General features: G+C 71.7%; 16 protein-coding genes and 1 tRNA gene. 12 read left to right on the top strand and 5 right to left on the bottom strand.

Going from position 1 to position 18,575, the window contains the following annotated elements; all coding sequences use genetic code 11:
* The first annotated feature begins 40 nt into the window (after nt 1-40).
* The 8 genes from IF04_RS0102645 to IF04_RS0102610 all read left to right on the top strand — a co-directional run bounded on the left by IF04_RS0102645 (nt 41) and on the right by IF04_RS0102610 (nt 7,991).
* The gene (locus IF04_RS0102645) at nt 41-1,195 is read left to right on the top strand and encodes an ROK family transcriptional regulator (RefSeq protein ID WP_245654248.1); all 1,155 of its coding nucleotides are present in this window, start codon (nt 41-43) and stop codon (nt 1,193-1,195) included.
* A 38-nt stretch (nt 1,196-1,233) separates the two neighbouring features.
* Complete coding sequence (locus IF04_RS0102640) at nt 1,234-1,998, top strand: GntR family transcriptional regulator (RefSeq protein ID WP_030250160.1); 765 nt, start codon at nt 1,234-1,236, stop codon at nt 1,996-1,998.
* A 270-nt stretch (nt 1,999-2,268) separates the two neighbouring features.
* Entirely contained in the window at nt 2,269-3,390 is a 1,122-nt protein-coding gene (locus IF04_RS0102635; RefSeq protein WP_030250158.1) for a TIGR03364 family FAD-dependent oxidoreductase, read from the top strand.
* Nucleotides 3,384-4,118 carry a phosphonatase-like hydrolase gene (locus tag IF04_RS0102630; protein ID WP_030250155.1) on the top strand — a complete coding sequence of 245 codons (735 nt, stop codon included), beginning with the start codon at nt 3,384-3,386 and terminating at the stop codon, nt 4,116-4,118. Before IF04_RS0102635 ends, IF04_RS0102630 begins: the two co-directional genes overlap by 7 nt.
* Nucleotides 4,102-5,211 carry an ABC transporter ATP-binding protein gene (locus tag IF04_RS0102625; RefSeq protein WP_030250152.1) on the top strand — a complete coding sequence of 370 codons (1,110 nt, stop codon included), beginning with the start codon at nt 4,102-4,104 and terminating at the stop codon, nt 5,209-5,211. Before IF04_RS0102630 ends, IF04_RS0102625 begins: the two co-directional genes overlap by 17 nt.
* The gene (locus IF04_RS0102620) at nt 5,204-6,115 is read left to right on the top strand and encodes a 2-aminoethylphosphonate ABC transporter permease subunit (RefSeq protein WP_030250150.1); all 912 of its coding nucleotides are present in this window, start codon (nt 5,204-5,206) and stop codon (nt 6,113-6,115) included. The genes IF04_RS0102625 and IF04_RS0102620 overlap by 8 nt, the downstream gene beginning before the upstream one ends.
* The gene (locus tag IF04_RS0102615; protein WP_030250147.1) at nt 6,096-6,893 is read left to right on the top strand and encodes an ABC transporter permease; all 798 of its coding nucleotides are present in this window, start codon (nt 6,096-6,098) and stop codon (nt 6,891-6,893) included. Before IF04_RS0102620 ends, IF04_RS0102615 begins: the two co-directional genes overlap by 20 nt.
* Before the next feature lie 27 nt (nt 6,894-6,920).
* Nucleotides 6,921-7,991, top strand: coding sequence for a 2-aminoethylphosphonate ABC transporter substrate-binding protein (locus IF04_RS0102610; RefSeq protein ID WP_030250144.1), 1,071 nt, complete (start codon nt 6,921-6,923; stop codon nt 7,989-7,991).
* A 34-nt stretch (nt 7,992-8,025) separates the two neighbouring features.
* On the opposite strand, the gene IF04_RS0102605 is transcribed toward IF04_RS0102610, so the two are convergent.
* Nucleotides 8,026-8,805 (bottom strand): HAD-IIA family hydrolase, encoded by a 780-nt coding sequence (locus IF04_RS0102605; protein ID WP_030250142.1) that lies wholly within the window; start codon nt 8,803-8,805, stop codon nt 8,026-8,028.
* A 142-nt stretch (nt 8,806-8,947) separates the two neighbouring features.
* On the opposite strand from IF04_RS0102605, the gene IF04_RS0102600 reads away from it, so the two are divergent.
* From IF04_RS0102600 to IF04_RS0102585, 3 genes are all read left to right on the top strand, one after another.
* Complete coding sequence (locus tag IF04_RS0102600; RefSeq protein ID WP_030250139.1) at nt 8,948-9,256, top strand: hypothetical protein; 309 nt, start codon at nt 8,948-8,950, stop codon at nt 9,254-9,256.
* Nucleotides 9,246-9,884, top strand: coding sequence for a sortase domain-containing protein (locus tag IF04_RS0102595; RefSeq protein WP_030250138.1), 639 nt, complete (start codon nt 9,246-9,248; stop codon nt 9,882-9,884). The genes IF04_RS0102600 and IF04_RS0102595 overlap by 11 nt, the downstream gene beginning before the upstream one ends.
* Nucleotides 9,885-10,213: 329 nt before the next feature.
* Entirely contained in the window at nt 10,214-11,269 is a 1,056-nt protein-coding gene (locus IF04_RS0102585; RefSeq protein WP_030250135.1) for a glycoside hydrolase family 6 protein, read from the top strand.
* 68 nt (nt 11,270-11,337) lie between these two features.
* On the opposite strand, the gene glxA is transcribed toward IF04_RS0102585, so the two are convergent.
* The 4 genes from glxA to IF04_RS0102565 form a co-directional block, all read right to left on the bottom strand.
* Nucleotides 11,338-13,287, bottom strand: a complete 1,950-nt coding sequence (gene glxA, locus IF04_RS0102580; protein ID WP_030250133.1) for a radical copper oxidase GlxA — start codon at nt 13,285-13,287, stop codon at nt 11,338-11,340.
* Nucleotides 13,284-15,188, bottom strand: coding sequence for a glycosyltransferase family 2 protein (locus tag IF04_RS35420; RefSeq protein ID WP_078599733.1), 1,905 nt, complete (start codon nt 15,186-15,188; stop codon nt 13,284-13,286). The genes glxA and IF04_RS35420 overlap by 4 nt, the downstream gene beginning before the upstream one ends.
* A 378-nt stretch (nt 15,189-15,566) precedes the next feature.
* A complete protein-coding gene (locus tag IF04_RS0102570) occupies nt 15,567-16,247 on the bottom strand; it encodes a FadR/GntR family transcriptional regulator (RefSeq protein WP_030250130.1) in 681 nt (226 codons plus the stop codon).
* Between the two features lie 107 nt (nt 16,248-16,354).
* Nucleotides 16,355-16,428, bottom strand: a tRNA-Lys gene (locus tag IF04_RS0102565).
* A gap of 316 nt (nt 16,429-16,744) precedes the next feature.
* Here IF04_RS0102565 and IF04_RS0102560 point away from each other — a divergent pair.
* Nucleotides 16,745-18,103 (top strand): peptidoglycan-binding protein, encoded by a 1,359-nt coding sequence (locus IF04_RS0102560; RefSeq protein ID WP_030250127.1) that lies wholly within the window; start codon nt 16,745-16,747, stop codon nt 18,101-18,103.
* Nucleotides 18,104-18,575: the final 472 nt, after the last annotated feature.

Genomic DNA, 18,575 nt, shown 5'->3' with positions numbered 1-18,575 from the left:
ACGCTGTTGCCAAAGTGCAAGCGGTCCGCACAATGGAGGGGTGACCAGCGAAAATCCTCCCCCCTCCGACCTGGCCGAGCGTGCGCTCGGCGGCGCCAACCTCCCCCTGCTGCGCGGGCACAACGCGGCCGTGCTGCTCGGGCTGCTGCGCGCGGCGGGGGAGGGCGGGGTAAGCCGGCTGGAGCTGGCCGAGGGCAGCGGGCTGACCCCGCAGGCGGTCAGCAAGATCACGGCACGGCTGCGGGAGGCGGGGCTCGCCACCGAGGCCGGGCGGCGCGCGTCCACGGGCGGCAAGCCCCGTACGGTCCTGCGGCTGGTCCCCGGCGCCCGGTACGCGATCGGGCTGCACCTGGACCGGGACGAGAGCGTCGCGGTCCTCGCCGACCTGGCGGGCGAGCCAATCGCGGTCCGCCGCGCACCGCTGGACCTGGGCGCGGACGCGGACGAGGTACTGGCGGCGGCCGCCGCTCAGGTCGCCGAGGTGCGCGCCGCGGCCCCCGGGGCGCAGGTGATCGGCGCCGGCGTGGCCTGCCCCGGACCGCTGGACCACCGTACGGGCGTACTGCACCGGGTCACCGGCCTCCCGCAGTGGGACGGCTACCCACTGCGCGCCGCGCTCGCCGAGCGGCTCGGCCTGCCCGTGGTCCTGGACAAGGACACCAACGCGGCGGCGCACGGACTGGCCCAGCAGCCGGACGGCGCCGAGTCGTTCGGCTATCTCCACCTGGGGACGGGGCTGGGCGCCGGGCTGGTGCTCGGCGGCGCGGTGCACCGGGGTGCGCGTACGGGCGCGGGGGAGTTCGGGCACCAGGTCGTACAGCTGGACGGGCCGCGGTGCGGCTGCGGCAAGCGGGGCTGTATCGAGGCGCTGTGCCTTGCCGCGGTCGCGGCGGGCGAGCCGGCGGAAGCGGCGCGAGTGCTCGGCGTCGGCGCCGCCAACCTTGTCGAGCTGCTCGACGTGGACCGGGTCCTGCTGGGCGGCCGTACGGTACTGGCCGACCCGCAGGCGTACGTACGGGGAGTCGCCGCCTCGCTCGACGGGCAGCTGCGCGCGCACGGCTCCGCCGGGGCCCGTACCGTTCCGGTCGCGCTCGCGCCCGGCGGCGCGCACGCGGTGGCGCTCGGCGCGGCCCACCTGGTCCTCGCCTCCCTCTTCGCCTCTCCCCGCGGGGCGTTGGGGAGCGCGCGGGCCTGACCAGGGGGCGCAGGCGGCGCCCATGCGAGGATCGGCCGGTGGACTACCCGAACGAGCAGGCGCCCGGCGCGCCGATCAGGGCCGGCATCCCCGAGCACGGCCGCATCCCCAAGTACTACGCGGCGAAGGTACGGATCGCCGAGCTGCTGGACGAGCTGGGGGAGGGCGAGCCGCTGCCGACCGAGCGCGATCTCGCGCTGCGGTTCGAGGTCTCGCGGGAGACGCTGCGGCAGGCGCTGCGCGAGCTGGTCCTCGAGGGCCGCATCCGCCGCCTGGGCCGCGGCACGGTCGTGGCGGGGCCGAAGCTCGAACAGCCGCTTGCGCTGGCGAGCTACACGGAGGGGGTGCGGAAGCAGGGGCGCCGCCCGGGCCGTCACCTCATCGGCCTGGACCGCTTCCCGTGCAATGCGGCGCTCGCCGCGGAGCTCGGGCTGGCTGCCGGTGAGCCCGTGTGGCACATGGAGCGGGTGCTGCTCGCCGATGACGAGCGGGTGGGGCTGGAGAGTACGTACGTGGCGGTGTCGCGGGTACCGGACCTGGACTCCGACTTCGAGCCGGACTCCTCCTTCTACGCGTATCTGCACGAGCGGCTCGGCATAGGGTTCGGCGACGCGGACGAGCGGCTGGAGACGGTGCTGGCCACGCCGCGGGAGGCGTTGCTGATCGGGACGCCGGGGGCGTTGCCGATGCTGTTGATCCACCGCGTCTCGCGGGATACGGAGGGGCGGCCGTTGGAGCGGGTGCGGACGCTGTTCCGGGGGGACCGGTTCTCATTCACGACGCGGCTCGGCGGCGCGCCGTAGGCCTGCGGCCCGGTGGCCGACTGCGGTCGCGTCGTGGCTGGTCGCGCAGTTCCCCGCGCCCCTGACCGGGCCCCGTAAGGGGCGCGGGGAACTGCGCGCGCAACCGTCGCGGCGGGCACGTCGGCCACCTCCCTCGCCCCCACGGCGCGGTCCCGTCCGACCTGTAGGTCACAGGAAGATAACGGGTCTAGGCCAAGTTTGATGGCCCGTTAACCGTCGCGTCGCCGAACAGACCGTTCCGGTAAACCCGGCGCGACGAGCGTCACCCGCATGCGAGTCATAGTTGTCGGAGCCGGCGTGCTGGGGACCATGCACGCCTGGCATGCAGTCGAACGCGGCCACGAGGTCGTGCACATCGAGCGGGAGGCCGAGGCCCGCGGCGCCTCCGTGCGGAACTTCGGGCAGATCTGGGTCAGCGGCCGCGCGGGCGGTGAGGAACTGGACACCGCGCTGCGCGCCCGCGAGCTGTGGGAGGGCATCGGCGCCCGGGTGCCCGGCCTCGGCTTCCGCGCCATCGGCTCGCTGACGGTGGTGAAGAACGAGGCCGAGCGGGCCGTCGCCGAGGCCGCCACCCGCCGCCCGGACGCCGCCGCGCGCGGTTACAAGCTGCTGGACGCGGAGGAGGCCCGCGGGATCAACCCCGCGCTGCGCGGCGACTTCCTCGGCGCCCTGTGGTGCGAGCGCGATGCCGCCGTCGAACCCCGCGTCGCACAGCGTGAGTTGAAGCAGGCGCTGCTCGCCTCCGGTCGCTACACCTACCTCGGCGGGCGCGAGGTCCGCGACGTGGTGGGCGAGGCCGCCGTACGGGACGACCACGGCGACGTCCACCGCGGCGACGCCGTCGTGCTCTGCACCGGCGCCTGGCTGAGCGGCCTGGTCCGCGAGCTGGTACCGGACCTGCCCGTCCGCCGCGTACGGCTGCAGATGATGCAGACCGACCCGCTCGGCGAGCCGCTGACCACCTCCGTCGCCGACGCGGACAGCTTCCGCTACTACCCGGCGTACGGCAGCGAGGCGCTCGACGCGCTGAACGCCGGCCAGGCGCAGACGCCCACCGCCGCCGCGCACAAGATGCAGCTCCTGATGGTCCAGCGCGCGGACGGCGGGCTGACCATCGGCGACACGCACGAGTACGAGACGCCGTTCGCCTTCGACACCGTCGAGGAGCCGTACGAGCACCTCACCGGCGTCGTCGAGTCGATCCTCGGCCGCCCGCTGCCGCGCATCCGGCACCGCTGGGCCGGGGTGTACGCGCAGTGCACGGACACCAGCCGGGTCGTGCACCGGGAACAGGCGAGCGACGGCGTGTGGCTGGTCACCGGGCCCGGCGGGCGCGGCATGACCTGCTCCCCGGCGATCGCCGAAAAGACCGCGAACGAACTGGGATGGTGAGCGAGTTGACCACGAACGCAGCAGACAACCAGGCCATTGAACTGGTCGTCCTCGACATGGCCGGCACCACCGTCGCCGACGGCGGTCTCGTCGAGCAGGCATTCGACGCCGCGGCGCGGCACCTCGGCGTCGAGCCGGGCACCCCCGACCACGCTGAGAAGCTCGCCTACGTGCGCGCCACCATGGGCGAGTCGAAGATCTCCGTCTTCCGGCACCTCTTCGGCGACGAGGAGGCGGCCCGGGCCGCCAACGCCCGCTTCGAGGAGGCGTACGGCGAGCTGGTCGACGGCGGGCTGATCGCGCCCGTGCCCGGTGCCCGCGAGGCCATCGAGGCGCTGCAGGCCGCGGGGATCACCGTCGTCCTGAGTACCGGCTTCGCCCGCGTCACCCAGGACGCGATCCTCGCCGCGCTCGGCTGGCAGGACCTCGTCCCGCTCACCCTCTGCCCGGCCGACGCGGGCGGGCGCGGCCGCCCCTACCCCGACATGGTGCTCGCCGCCCTGCTGCGTACCGGCGCCACCGACTCCGTACAGAAGATCGCGGTCGCCGGCGACACCTCGTACGACATGCTCTCCGGCCGCCGGGCCGGTGCCTCGGTCGTCGCCGGAGTGCTCACCGGCGCCCACGACAAGGCGCAGTTGGAGGCCGCCGGCGCCACCCATGTCCTCGGCTCGGTCGCCGAACTGCCCGCCCTGCTGGGAGTGGTACGCGATGACCGCCCTGCCTGACACGGCCGCGGCCCCGGTGGCCGGGAGGGCCGCCTCCGGCATCCGCTTCGAGAACGTCTCCGTCGCGTACGGCACCCACACCGTGCTGGACGGGCTCGACCTGACCGTCGAGCCGGGCGAGGTGATGGCCCTGCTCGGACCGTCCGGGTCCGGCAAGACCACCGCGCTGCGGGCCGTCGCCGGATTCGTGACGCCGGCCTCCGGGCGGGTGCTGATCGGCGGCCGGGACGTCACCGGCCTGCCGCCCTACAAGCGCGGCATCGGCATGGTCGTACAGAGCTACGCGCTCTTCCCGCACATGCGCGTCGCCGACAACGTGGCCTTCGGGCTCAAGGCCCAGAAGGTGCCGCGCGCCGAGATCGCCGACCGGGTCACCGAGGCGCTGGAGCTGACCGGTATGGCCGGGTACGCCCGGCGCTACCCGCGCGAGCTCTCCGGCGGCCAGCAGCAGCGCGTCGCCATCGCCCGCGCGCTCGCCATCCGGCCCGGCGTGCTCCTCCTGGACGAGCCGCTGTCCGCGCTGGACGCGCAGCTCCGCTCCGGAATGCTCGCCGAGCTGGCGCGGCTGCACCGCGAACTGCCCGACGTCTCGATCCTGTACGTCACCCACGACCAGGTCGAGGCGCTCACCCTCGCCGACCGGATCGCGGTCATGGACCGGGCACGGCTGCGGGACTGCGGCACGCCGCGCGAGCTGTACCGGGCGCCGCGCACCGAGTTCACCGCCTCGTTCGTCGGCAACGCCAACCTGATGCCGGTGACGGCCGGTGCGGGGGACGGGGCCGTCACCTTCGCCGGTACGGAGCTGGCGGTGCGCGGCACGGAGGGCGTGGCAACCGGGGCCGAGGCCACGCTGTGCGTACGGCCGCACCTGGTCGGGCTGGGGGAGGGACCGAACGCGCTGCGCGGCCGGCTCGCCGAACTCCAGTGGCGCGGTGCCACCCACCGGCTGTACGTCGAGGTCGCCGGCCACCGTGTCATGGCCGACGTGCGCGAGCTCCGCGACACCCCGGCGGTGGGTGACGAGGTGACGGTGCACTTCGCGCCCGAGGACGCGGTCCTGATACCGGTGGGGGCGGGTACCGATGGCTAGCCTCACCCAGCGGGTGCGCCTCGGCGCCCCGGCCCGGACGCGGGTCCGCGCCCTGCCGCGCGGCCTGTGGGCGCTGCCGCCCGTCGCCGCGCTCGCGCTGGTCTTCCTCTATCCGCTCTTCCTGCTGGTCCGGCAGTCGTTCACGCCGGACGAGGGCGGGCCGATGACCGCCGCGTACAGCGAGGTGCTGGCCGAGGCGTCCTTCCAGGACGCGCTGGTCAACACCGTGCTGATCGCGGCCGGGGCCACCCTCGGCTGTCTGGTGCTCGGCTTCGCCCTCGCCCTGGTCGTCGCCTTCGTACCGTTCCCCGGCGCCCGCGCGCTCGGCCGGTTCATCGACATCTTCCTGGCCTTCCCGTCCTTCCTGATCACCCTCGCGCTGCTCTTCGTCTACGGCACGACGGGCGTGGCCAACGGGCTGTGGACCTCGGCGACCGGCGCGGGCAGCGGCCCGTTCGACTTCCTGCACACGCCCTGGGGCGTGCTGCTGGCGGAGATCACCTACTTCACGCCGTTCGTGATGCGGCCGCTGCTGGCCGCGTTCTCGCAGGTGGAGACCGGGCAGCTGGAGGCCGCCGCGTCGCTCGGCGCCCGGCCCCGGCGGATCGTCCGCACGGTGATCCTGCCCGAGGCGCTGCCCTCGCTCGCGGCGGGCGGCGCGCTCGTCCTGGTCATGTGCCTGAACGAGTTCGGGATCGTGCTCTTCACCGGCGCCAAGGACGTGGTCACGCTGCCGGTCCTCGTCTATACGAAGGCCATCCTCGACGGCGACTACACCGGCGCGTGCGTCGTCGCGGTCGTCAACATCGCGCTGTCCGTGGCGCTGTACGCCGGTTACCGCGCCCTGGTGGCCCGCACCGGACGACGCGAGGGAGGTGCCCGCCGTGCTCGTGCACAGCAATAAGGCCAGGGCGGTGATCTGGACCGGCTTTCTCCTCCTCTTCGTCCCCCTCTTCGCGCTGCCGTTCGCCGTGATCCTGGCCGCGTCCTTCGCCACCACCTGGAGCGGCGCGCTGCCCTCCGGCCCGACCCTGACGCACTATCAGGACATCGCCAAGGGCGACTCGCTGAACGCGCTGGTCACAAGCCTGCTCACCGCGCTCGCCGCGAGCCTGCTGGCGCTGGCCGCCGGTACCTGGGCGGCGCTCGCCGCGCAGCGCCTCGGCGGCCGCGGCAAGAAGGTCATCGACACCCTCTTCATGCTGCCGGTCGCGGTGCCCTCCGTGGCCGTCGGCCTGTCCCTGCTGGTCGCCTTCTCGCAGCCGCCGCTGCTGCTCAACGGCACCCGGCAGATCGTGATCATCGCCCATACGGTGCTGGTCACCGCGTTCGCCCACCAGTCGGTGAGCGCGGCCCTCGACCGGCTGGACCCGGCGTACGAACAGAGCGCCGCGGCGCTCGGCGCCCGCCCGGCCTACGTCCTGTGGCGGGTCAAGCTGCCCCTGCTGCTGCCCTCGCTGACGGCGGCCACCGGGCTGTGCTTCGCGCTGTCCATGGGTGAGCTGAGCGCCACGATGATGATCTACCCGCCCGACTGGCTGCCGCTGCCGGTCCAGATCTTCGCCACCACCGACCGGGGCGCCCTCTTCAGCGGCGCGGCCCTCGCGGTGGCCCTGATGGCCGCGACGCTGCTCGTCCTCTTCGGCGTCTCCCGCATCCGCACCAGAGCCTCGTACCGCTGACGCGCCCTCCCAAGGAGCCAGACACCCATGCGCAGCCACCACCCCTCCCTCAAGCCGGTCGCCGCCACCGTCTCCGTCCTCGCGCTCGGCGCGGGACTCACCGCCTGCGGCGGCACGGCGGCCGACCCGAACGCCAAGGAAGTCACCGTCTACAGCGCCGACGGCCTCAAGGGCGAGAAGGGCGACGGCTTCTACGACAAGGTCTTCAAGGACTTCGAGAAGAAGACCGGCATCAAGGTCAACTACGTGGAGGCCGGCTCCGGCGCGACCGTCCAGCGGCTCGCCCGCGAGAAGATGAACACCCAGGCGGACGTGGTCGTCACCCTCCCGCCGTTCATCCAGCAGGCCGACGGCAAGGGCCTGCTGCAGAAGTACGAGCCCAAGGGGTACGACAAGGTCGCCGCCGCCGACCGGGACCCGAACGGCAAGTGGACCTCGATCGTCAACAACTACTTCTGCTTCATCTACAACAAGAAGCAGCTCAAGACGCCCCCGGAGAGCTGGCAGGACCTGCTCGACGCCAAGTACAGGAACAAGCTCCAGTACTCCACGCCGGGCGTCGCCGGGGACGGCACCGCCGTCGTCATCAAGGCCATGCACGATCTCGGCGGCACCGATCAGGCCATGGACTACTTCAAGAAGCTCCAGGCCAATAACGTCGGCCCGTCCTCCTCCACCGGCCAGCTCGCGCCCAAGACCGCCAAGGGCGAACTGCTGGTCGCCAACGGCGACGTCCAGATGAACTTCGCCAACATGAAGTCCATGCCCGACCAGGGCATCTTCTTCCCGGCGGCCAAGAAGGGCGGCAAGCCCTCCACCTTCGCGCTGCCGTACGCCGCCGGCCTGGTGAAGGACGCCCCGCACACCGAGAACGGCAAGAAGTTCCTGGACTACCTGCTGAGCCCGGAGGTCCAGCAGGAGGTCTCCTCGGTGGGCGGCGGCTTCTCCTCCCGTACGGACGTCAAGGCGACCGACGCCAACGCCAAGGAGCTGGAGAAGATCATGAAGGGCGTCGAGATCTTCGAGCCGGACTGGCAGGACATCGACAAGAACCTCGACACCTACATCGACGCCTGGAAGTCGGCCACCGGCAGCTGACCGCACACCGCACGGGTCAGCTCACCGGCACGGGTCAGACGAGGTCGACCAGGTCCGCGATCGAGTCGACGACACTGGTCGGCCGGAACGGGTAGCGGTCCAGGTCGGCCTTGCCCGTCAGCCCGGTGAGCACCAGGAACGTCTCCATGCCGGCCTCCAGGCCCGCCAGCACATCGGTGTCCATCCGGTCACCGATCATGGCGGAGGTCTCCGAGTGCGCCCCGATGGTGTTCAGCGCGGTACGCATCATCAAGGGGTTCGGCTTGCCGATGAAGTACGGGTCCTTGCCGGTCGCCTTCGTGATCAGCGCGGCGACCGAACCGGTGGCCGGCAGGGCGCCCTCGGGGGACGGCCCGGTGTTGTCGGGGTTGGTCGCGATGAACCGCGCGCCGTCGTTGATCAGCCGGATCGCCTTGGTCAGCGCCTCGAACGAATAGGTACGGGTCTCGCCCAGGATGACGAAATCCGGGTCATGGTCGGACAGGACGTAACCGGCATCGTGCAGAGCGGTCGTCAGCCCGGCCTCGCCGATCACATAGGCGGTGCCGCCGGGGTGCTGAGTGTCCAGGAACTTGGCGGTGGCGAGCGCCGAGGTCCAGATGTTCTCGACCGGCACCTCCAGCCCGATGCGGCTCAGCCGGACGTGCAGGTCCCGGGCCGTGTAGATCGAATTGTTGGTGAGCACCAGGAAGGGGCGACCGGCGTCGCGCAGCTTCTTGATGAAGGCGTCGGCTCCGGGGACGGGGATGCCCTCGTGCATCAGCACGCCATCCATGTCGGTGAGCCAGGATTCGATCGGCTTGCGCTCTGTCATGGCCGCCATGCTATGCACTCCTGCTCGCGTGCATCAGGGGTGACAGGAGAGCTTCCTGTCACCCCGGCGGCGCAAGCGGCGGCCCGCTCAGGATGCGGACAGCGGCCGGTGGGCGGACCTTCGAAGTATCCGGAGGTTCACCATGCGTCCACCGCGTTTCACCGTCTGCACCTGCACGGCCTTCACCGCCTGTGTGGTCCTCGCCGGCACCGCGCACCCGGCGGGCCGGCTCGACGGGCAGCCCGGGCCGGTCGCCGCGACCGCGGGGGTGACGGCGGGGCCCACCACGCCGCCGCCCGCCGAGTACCGCCCCGTGATCGGGGAACGGCCGGTGGGCGGGATGAACTCGGGCCGGTCGGCGGGCCTGGTGGTGGCCGTCGGCGCGGCCCTCGTCGTGATCGGCCGCATCGTGCACGTGCTGCGGAAGCGGGGTGGCGGTGATGCCGAATGAGGGCCTGTCCGTACTGGGCGGACATGGCCGGCTGCTGGCCGGCGTGGCCTGGGCGCTGCTGCTCCTCGGGCTGTGGGTGTGGGGCCGCGGACCCGCCGACGGACAGCTGCCGGGCGCCGCCACCACCGGCGACGTCGCCGCGGTGGGCCGCCCCCTCCTCCAGGAACTTCCCCGGGCGCACGCCCCGCTGCCCGCCGCCCGGCCCACCGCGATCGGCATCGGCGCGCTGGGCACCGCCCACGCGGACGTGGTGCCGGCCGCCGCCGACGCGCGCAGCGGCCTCCTTGCGCCACCGGCCCGTACGCCAAGCGCTGTGGCCTGGGACGCGGCCGGGCCGCAGCCCGGACGGCCGGGCGTGGCGGTGCTGGCCGGGCACAGTGCCGAGGGCCCGGGGCGCGGCGTCTTCGCCGATCTGGGCGAGGTCCGTGCCGGGGAGACCGTACGGGTCGCCCGGTCGGACGGCTCCATCGCGGAGTTCACGGTGGAGGACGTACAGGCGTACTCGCAGGCGCGGTTCGACCCCGGGCGGATCACCGGCGCGCACGAGCGCGGCCGCGCCGAGCTGCGTCTCGTCAGTGACGACCGGATCGTCGTCTCGGCCTACTTGAGCGCGGTCAGCGGTCCCTGAGAGGAGGAGTGGAGTGCAGCAGGAACACGGCAGACGATCGCCCGGCCGGGCCGGCGGCTCGCTCCCCCCTGAACCGCCGGCCGACCGGTCCTCGACCGCCGCGATTCAGGACTGCGGGAGTTGCCCTGCCGTCGGCGGGAGGCGCCATGAAGTGCGCGTTCCAGGCCGGGGGCCAGGGCCAGACCCACACTTTAGAACGCCTGCGCGCCCTCCGCATAGAGGGCGTTGGCAGCGGGCTGTAACAGGTTGCCCACGGGCCGTCGCCGGTGCACACGGGTGTGCCAGGATTGCTGCGACCGGCCAAGTTCCGTGCTCCGAGGGGGGAGTGGATGTACGGCGAAGTACCGGGGTCCGGGGGGACTTCGAAGGGACGATGCGGTGACCGCCGCGCGATGAGGGGTGCCGTACCGGCGCTGGCAGCGCTGCTGGTGGCGACCGGGGCGCTGGCCGGATGTTCCTCGTCCGACGGCGCCGGCGGCGGCCCGCCGCAGCAGCGGCCCAGGGCCACCGTGCCGTACTGGGTCAATCCGGACGGCAAGGCGGCCCGGCAGGCGGCCGCGTACCGCAAGGGCGAGAAGCAGGACGACGCCGCGCTGATCGACCGCATCGCGACGCAGCCCGTCGCGGAGTGGATCGGCATCGAGGACCCGCAGGGCGAGGCCCGCGGCTTCACCGAGGCGGCCGCGAAGGCGGACCGCGACGCGCTGCTGGTGCTCTACAACATCCCGCACCGCGACTGCGGTAGCTACTCCAAGGGCGGCGCCGCCGACGGCAACGCGTACCGCGCGTGGCTGGACGGCGTGGTCAAGGGCATCGGCGACCGTGCCACGACGGTGATCCTGGAGCCGGACGCGCTGCCGCACATCGAGGACAAGTGCACGCCGGAGGAGTTCCACGAGGAGCGGTACGCGCTGCTGACCGAGGCCGTCGGCAAGCTGAAGGCGCTGCCGCGCACCAAGGTCTACCTCGACGCGGGCAACCCGCACTGGATCAAGGACCCGGGGCGGATGGTGGAGCCCCTGAAGCGGGCCGGCATCGAGCAGGCCGACGGCTTCGCGCTGAACATCTCCAACTACCAGACCACCGAGGAGAACGAGAAGTACGGCAAGCGGCTCTCCGCGATGGTGGGCGGCAAGCACTTCGTCATCGACACCAGCCGGAACGGCAACGGCCCGGCGCCGGGCGGCGACGACCCGGAGAACTGGTGCAACCCGCGGGGCCGGGCGCTGGGTAAGCCGCCGACCGTCAGGACGGACGACGGGCTGGTGGACGCGTACCTCTGGATCAAGCGGCCCGGGGAGTCGGACGGCCCGTGCAAGGGCGGCCCGCAGGCGGGCAAGTGGTGGCCGTCGTACGCACTGGAGCTGGCCCGCAACGCGCGTTAGTTCCGGCGGCGGAGACGCGGAGAGGGGGCGCCCCGAGTACGGGGCGCCCCCTCCGTCCGTATGCGTCGCTAGGGCTTGTCGGCCGCGGGCACCTTCACCCACACCGCTTTCGACGGCGTGCCCTCGTCGTCGACGGCGGTGAGCATGTACCAGCCCGGCGGGACCAGGGCGGGGTCCTTGGGCAGGGTCACGGTCACCGAGTCGTCCTTCGTGGTGAAGTCCAGCGCGATGGAGCGCTGTTCGACGTTGGTGACATGGGTGAACGAGCCGGGCCTGATCAGCCGCAGCTTCTTGAGGGAGGAGCTGTGCGACGTCCCGAACGTCGCCTTGCCGCCCAGCTGCACGGTCGTGGGTCCCTTGGCCTTCAGGTCGGGGCGGGCGCCCTGGAAGAGATACGGCGGGGTGTAGAGGTCGATCTGCTGCTCGAAGACGCCCGGCCTGGTGTTGTCCTTGTCCGCGAAGAGCGAGTCCGAGCCGAAGGTCATCACCCGGCCGTCGGGGAGCAGCAGCGCGCCGGAGTGGTAGTTCCGGCCGACCAGGGGGTCGGCGACGCGGCGCGAGGTGTTCTTCGCCGGGTCGTACAGCTCGGCCGCCAGGATGTTGGAGTCGCTGCGGCCGCGGTAGTCGCCGGAGCCGTTCGTGGTCAGCACGGTGTCGTCCGGCATGATCACGCTGCTCGGATAGCGGGTCTTCGCGTACAGATCGGGACCGTCGCGGAAGCGGGGCTTGGGATCGGTCAGGTCCACGATGCGGGTCCTGGCCGTGGCGCGCGGGTCCTCGCCGACCCCGCCGCCGCCGAGGACCATGTACCGCTCGTCCTGCGCGGGCGGCAGCAGCACGGACATGGACGTCTCCAGGATGTCCGGATCACTCATCCCGGGGACCACCTGGAACTTGTTGCTCTTCAGGTCCCAGATCCCGGGCTTGCGGCCCTTGTTGTCCGGGCCGTACCCGGCGTTGGAGCCGGTGTAGAAGACCTGGCCCTTGCCGGAGAGGAAGAGCGCCGGGTAGGTCGGGAAGAACCGCTGCTCGGGCAGGTACGTCCACTTCTTGGTCTTCGGGTCGTAGAGCTCGTTCTTTCCGGGGACGACCTGGCCGATCTCGTCCAGCCCGGAGACCGAGAGGACCTTGCCGTCCTCCATGGAGGTCAGCGTCGGATACCAGCGGGCCTCGTTCATCGGGTCGACGCGAATGTACCGCTCGGCGACCGGGTCGAACTCGAAGGAGTCCTTGATGCCCTGGAAGTCCTTCTTGTCGAAGGACAGCTTCTGCGCGATGCCGTAGAAGTTCCGGGCGTCCGCGCCGGTCAGGCCGTGGATGCGGTAGTTGTCCTGGGCGCCCGTGGCGTACTGGCGGCCCTGCTTGCGGGCCTCGACGTAGACCCGGCCCTCGCTGTGCTCGACCCGCACCTTGCCGGTGACCTTGTCCTTGATCTTCTTCGCCCGCGGCACCACGACCGGGTCCTTGGAGACGAACGTCTTGCCGTTCTCCTTGCCGGTGAAGAGCGTGCCGGCGGGGAAGGTCTTCGGGCCGTCCGGGTCCTCGTTGTAGATGATCATCAGGCCGCCGGCCTTCTTCACATCGCCCTTGAGGGTCTCGTAGCGCTGGGTGCCGCCCGCCACCAGCAGCTTGCCGTCCGGGAGCTGGGTGTGGCCGGAGCAGAACAGGTCGGTGGGCGTCGGAATGTTCTTGAAGGTGTTCTTCGCCGGGTCCCACAGGACCGTGCGGAAGGACTTGGCCTTGAAGTTCTTGGCGTTGTTGCCGGAGCCGGCGACCAGCAGGACCTTGCCGGTGTGCAGCAGGGCCGCGTGGATCGTGTTGATGCGGTACTCGGCGGGGACGTTCACCACGTCCCAGTGGCCGTTGCGCGCTTTGTACTCCGGCCGGTTGATCTTGTACGCGTGGTACTGCTCCGAGGCGAAGCTGTACACGGCCGGGCCGTTCATGGCGGCCAGCGCGATCACCACCACCGCACCTATCCCCAAACGGCGGGTGCGGCGGCTCGGTCGGTATCTCATCGGTTGGTTCCCCCCACGGGAATCTGCACGGTCTGCGCGATCTGGTCTTCGGCGGTCCCGGTCTCGACGGCTCCGGCCTCGGCCGCTTCGGGGGCCTCGGTGTCCCCGGCGGGCCGCGCCTCCCGGCGCATCGACCAGCGCCAGAGGGCGATCGGCACGCAGCAGACCAGCAGGGCCAGCACGGCCCAGACGATCATCGCCGGGTGGGCGTGGCCGAAGAAGAAGGAGGCGATCAGGGAGGAGCCGAAGACCAGGAGGAAGAAGAGGTGCACCCGGAAGGTCCCGAAGAGGGTGTCGGGGCTGGAGGAGTCGCCCTTGGGGGTCACCACGAACTTGCTCTTGCGGCGCAGCGCCGCGTCGAAGAGGGAGCGCGCGTAGATCGGCGCGGAGAGCGCGGACATCAGCATGCCGGCCACACCGCCGGAGCCCTCGGGCTCATGGGGGGAGACGTTGTGCCGGCGGTTCCAGATGTACAGGCCGATCTGGAGCGCCGAGGCGTTGCCGTAGAGCATCATCCACACGGCCGGGTCGATCTGCACGCCGGAGGCGCCGAGCCCGAGGAAGAGCGCGCAGCTGAGGGCGGCGAGTATCCAGTTCAGCGCGGACATCGGGTAGAAGATGACCATCATCGTGTAGTTGAAGAAGCGGCCCGGGGACAGCGTGAAGGGCGCCTTCCAGAACTGCTTGAGCAGCGTTTCGTACGTACCGCGCGACCAGCGGAGCTGTTGGGTGAAGAAGTCCGTCCAGGCGGTCGGGCCCTCGCCGACGGCGAGCACGTCGGGGGTGTAGACCGAGCGCCACTTCTTGCCCGTCGCGGGGTTCCGGTGGCGGTGCATCTCGAAGCCCGTGGCCATGTCCTCGGTGATCGAGTCGTACAGCCCGCCTATCTGCTTGAGGGCCTTGATGCGCACGGCGTTGGAGGTGCCGACGAACATGGGGGCGCCGTAGCGGTTGCCGGCCCGCTGGATCAGCGCGTGGAAGAGGAACTGCTGCGACTCGGCGGCCTTGGTGACGAACGTGTCGTAGTTGCCGTAGACCTGGGGGCCGATGACGAAGCCGACGTTCTCGTCGCGGAAGTAACCGAGCATCCGCTCCAGGTAGTTGGGCAGCGGCACGTGGTCGGTGTCGACCGAGGCGAAGAAGTCGTAGTCGTCGCCGCGGGCCTGCAGCCAGGCGTTGTAGTTGCCGTGCTTCGTTCTCGCGCGGTGCGGGCCCTTGGCGCGGTTCCACTCCGGTATGCCGTGCCGGGTGAAGTGGCGCACCCCGAGTCTCGCGCAGACCTCTCTGACGGCCGGGTCGTCGCCCTCGTCCAGCAGCCAGACGTGCACCACACCGCGGTGCCGCACCCGGACGGCGGCCTCCAGCGTCTTCGTCACCATCTCCAGCGGCTCCTTGCCGGGCACGAAGGAGGTGAGGAAGGCGACGCGGGTGCCGTTCTCGGGGACGACCGGCACGGGGTCACGGGCGACGAGCGTGGCGTGCGCGTTGGAGAGGACGTTCATGCAGCGGAAGAACTCGATCAGGCCGATCGAGACGAGCATGACGACGTCGAGGACGGGGAGGAAGGCGAACTGCGGGTAGTCCCGGTGGGTCCAGTGGGCCGGCTGCAGCAGCCAGGCGAGGAGCCCGAGGGAGACGAGCGGGGCCGCGCCGAGCAGCAGGGCCGCGCGTAAGCGGTGCGGCTCGTCGGCGAGCAGGCTGCGGTACCGGACCTTGTACGGCTTGCCGGGCTCGGGCTGTGTCAGCGGGCCGGCGAGCCGGCTGTAATGCTCGTAGTCGTAGCGCGGGAGCGGCTTCTTCTCCACCGGTCGCCGGCGCTGGTGGCGCGGCAGGCGTAAGCGCGTCGTCGCGGACGGGTCGTACTGGTGTTCCTGCCGGGCGCCGGTAGGCGTCGACGTCATGACTCCATCCCCCCGCACGCAGTACTGGCTGCGTGTCCGTGTGCTCGCTTCCCGAGTCTTCGGTCCCCCTCGACCGGCTCGGCCCTGTGGTCTCGGCCGCCCACGTCTTCAGACGTGTGCCGTCCGCCTTCCGGTTGCCCGGTCGTGCTCCGCCGGCATGGCCGCGCGCAGGGTTCCCCAACCCCTCGTACGGCGCAACCGGGCGTTCCTCCCCATGTGCTCGTCAAGGCCATGTTCGACCCATCCGTCACGTCAGGGTCCCTAACCGGCCTTCATGATCGCAAGGGAGGAATGAGCGGTTACGGGAGGTGTGGGCGGATTGGCGGACTCGGGGTAGTGCGCGGCGATCCGTGCGCCCTCTCCTTCAGGCGGAGGGCCTCACCGCTCGCCGGAACTGCGCAGCCTGTGGCGGATGTTGTCGAAGTGGTCGCGGACCGCCCGCTCGGCGCGGGGACCGTCGCCGTCCCGCACCGCCGCCAGGATCTCCTCGTGCTGGCGGACCGTGGTCTCCGGGTCGGCGTGCGCCGCGACGAGATCGGTGCGCACCCGGTGGAAGGCGTCCCAGAACGCCTCCAGCACCTCACTGAGCAGGAGGTTCTCCAGCCCGCGATGGAGAGTGGCGTGGAATGCCCGGTCGGTCTCGGCCCGGACGCCGCCGGCCGCCGCCTCCGTCCGCATCCGCGCCACGATCCCGTCCAGCTCGGCGAGGTCGGCCTCCGGCACCCGCCCCGCCAGCCGCGCGATCAGCCCGGTCTCCACCGCCTCGCGCAGCTCCAGCAGCTGCAGCAGGCTGTCCTCGCCCCGGTAGTGCCCGGCCACCGTGCGGAAGGTCAGGCCCTCGATCATCGGGGCCATCGACATCGGCCCGACATACGTGCCGAAGCCGTGCCGGATCTCCACGATGCCCATCGCCTGCAGCGCCTTCAGCGCCTCGCGCACGGAGTTCCGGCTGACCCCGAGCAGCTCCATCAGCTCCGGCTCGGTCGGCAGGGACGCCCCGGACGGCAGCCGCCCATCGATGATCAGCCTCTTGATGCGTTCCTGGATGTCCCTCGCCATCCCGTGACTCTGCACCCCGGGCCACCGTTTTGACCAGCACTTCCGTTCAAGGAAGCGGTAAAAATGACCAAGACCCCCTCGTCGTGACGAGGGGGTCTTGACCTACGTGCGCCGCCAGGGACTCGAACCCCGGACCCGCTGATTAAGAGTCAGCTGCTCTAACCAACTGAGCTAGCGGCGCGCGCTGACCTGGAAAACTTTACACGAACTCCAGGGGTGCTCCGCACCGCGGAAGGGTGTCCGACCACCCGCCGAATGTGTGAGGTGTGACACTCCTGCCGGTATGGGTGCCGTCCGGCTTTTCTCCCGCGTGTCGCATTCCCCGCCGGGACCGATTGACGCGATTTCGCCCGACGGTTCGCCGGTTTTGCTCCGGGGAAGAGGGTTTCCGTGTGCAAGGTCATCAGTTGCCCCGTCAGCATGCGATATGTACCGGTAGTTGAGAAGCTGTGCCCGTTGAGGCCAATGAGAACGCAGTGGCCGGAAGGGGAACGGGAATGACGGTGCCGGTGTTCATCGAATTCGAGCCCGCGGACGACTGCCCCTGCGCGGGCTGCGCGCAGCAGCGGCGCGCCCTCGCGCAGGCGGCGCGGCTCAGGGACGGTGGCCACCCCGCCGCGCACGGCGCCCGCCGCGCGCTGGTGCTGGCGGCCGCTGCCGGCACGGTCCTGGCCACCCCCGCCGCCGGTGCCCTCCCCGAGGCGGCGGCCGGCCGTCCCGCGGCGGGCCCGGCCGGCGGCGCGGTACCGGCCCCGGACCCGGAGGCGACGCCGGGCACCCAGGGCCCGGTCAGCGGCCTGTACGGCGGTACGGGCAGCGGGCGCGCGCGGCCCGCCGACGAGCCGCGCTCCACCACGCGCGCGGCGATCATCGCGCGGGCGAAGGCGTGGATCGCGGCACGGGTGCCGTACAACATGAACGGCTTCTGGTCCGACGGCTACCGCGAGGACTGCTCGGGCTTCGTCTCGATGGCCTGGGGGCTGGGCAGCAACCAGTGGACCGGATCGCTCAGCCGGTACGCCGTGCGGATAACGAAGGACGAGCTGCGACCCGGCGACATCCTGCTGTACCACAACGCGGGGAACCCGTCGGCGGGCTCGCACGTGACCATCTTCGGCGGCTGGGCGGACGCCTCCCGGAAGAAGTACGTCGCGTACGAACTGGCGCCGCAACACGCCCGGAAGAAGGTCACCCCGTACGCGTATTGGAGCAACGCCGACAAATACGTGCCCTATCGCTACCGGAACCTGATCGACAGTGGCCTCCCGGACAGCGGTCTCCCCGACAGTGGACTGCCTGACGGCGGGCTTCCCCAGGGCGGGCTCCCGGACGGCTTCTCGTCCGCCTTCCCCGGCCTCGGGCACTTCGGGCCCGGCGCCGACAACGCGTGGGTGACGAAGCTCGGGCGGCTGCTGGTCGCCCGCGGCGGCGGCACGTTCTACCGCTCGGGCCCCGGGCCGCGCTGGAGCTCGGCGGACCGCGACGCCACCCGGGCCTTCCAGCGCGCCCAGGGGTGGCGCGGCACGGAGGCCGACGGCCTGCCCGGGCCGGACACCTGGGCGTATCTGACCGGCGGCAAGGGCCGGAACATCGGCGGCCACTCGGCCGCCGGCAAGGCGGGCGGCTTCCCCGGCGTCCGGCACTTCCGGCCCGGCGAGAGCGGCGACCACATCACCCGGCTCGGCCGGCAGCTCGTGAAGAAGGGCTACGGCAAGTACTACACCTCGGGCCCCGGACCGCGCTGGTCGGAGGCGGACCGCAGGAACGTCGAGGCGTTCCAGCGCGCGCAGGGCTGGCGCGGCGCCGACGCGGACGGCCGTCCCGGCCCCGAGACCTGGCGGCGACTCTTCCTATGACGGAGCACTTCATGGCAGGCAGAACGGACAGCGGACAGCCGGAGACCGCGTTCCCGGCGGGGGCCGAGGCGCGGGGATACGGCCCGGCACCGCGGATGGTCCCCCTGATGGACCCGGACACGGGACTCCCCTTCGTGGACGAATTCGGCGTACCGGCCGGGGGCGCACCCACAGGCTCGCCGGGAGCCGCACCCACGGACTCCGCGGGCCCCGTACCCCCCGGCCGGCCCCCCGCCCCGTACTGGGCGGCCGCCTCCGAGCCGATGCCCGACCCCGCGCCCGTACCGAAGCCCGAACCCGAACCCGTGCCGGAGCCCCAGCCGGACCCGGGGCCGCAGGACCTGCCGCCGACGGCCGGCATCGAGGCCGCCGAGGAGCTGCTCGACACCGCCGAGCGCGCGGTACTGACCGACGCCCTCGGCGTGGTCGACGCCGGTAGCCGGGTGACCTCCCCGGCCGCCACCGGGGAGAC

This window comes from Streptomyces violens, from assembly GCF_000717745.1.
Lineage (GTDB): Bacteria > Actinomycetota > Actinomycetes > Streptomycetales > Streptomycetaceae > Streptomyces > Streptomyces violens.
The sequence above is the reverse complement of the archived record's forward strand: the minus strand, read 5'-3'. Positions and strand labels throughout refer to the sequence as shown.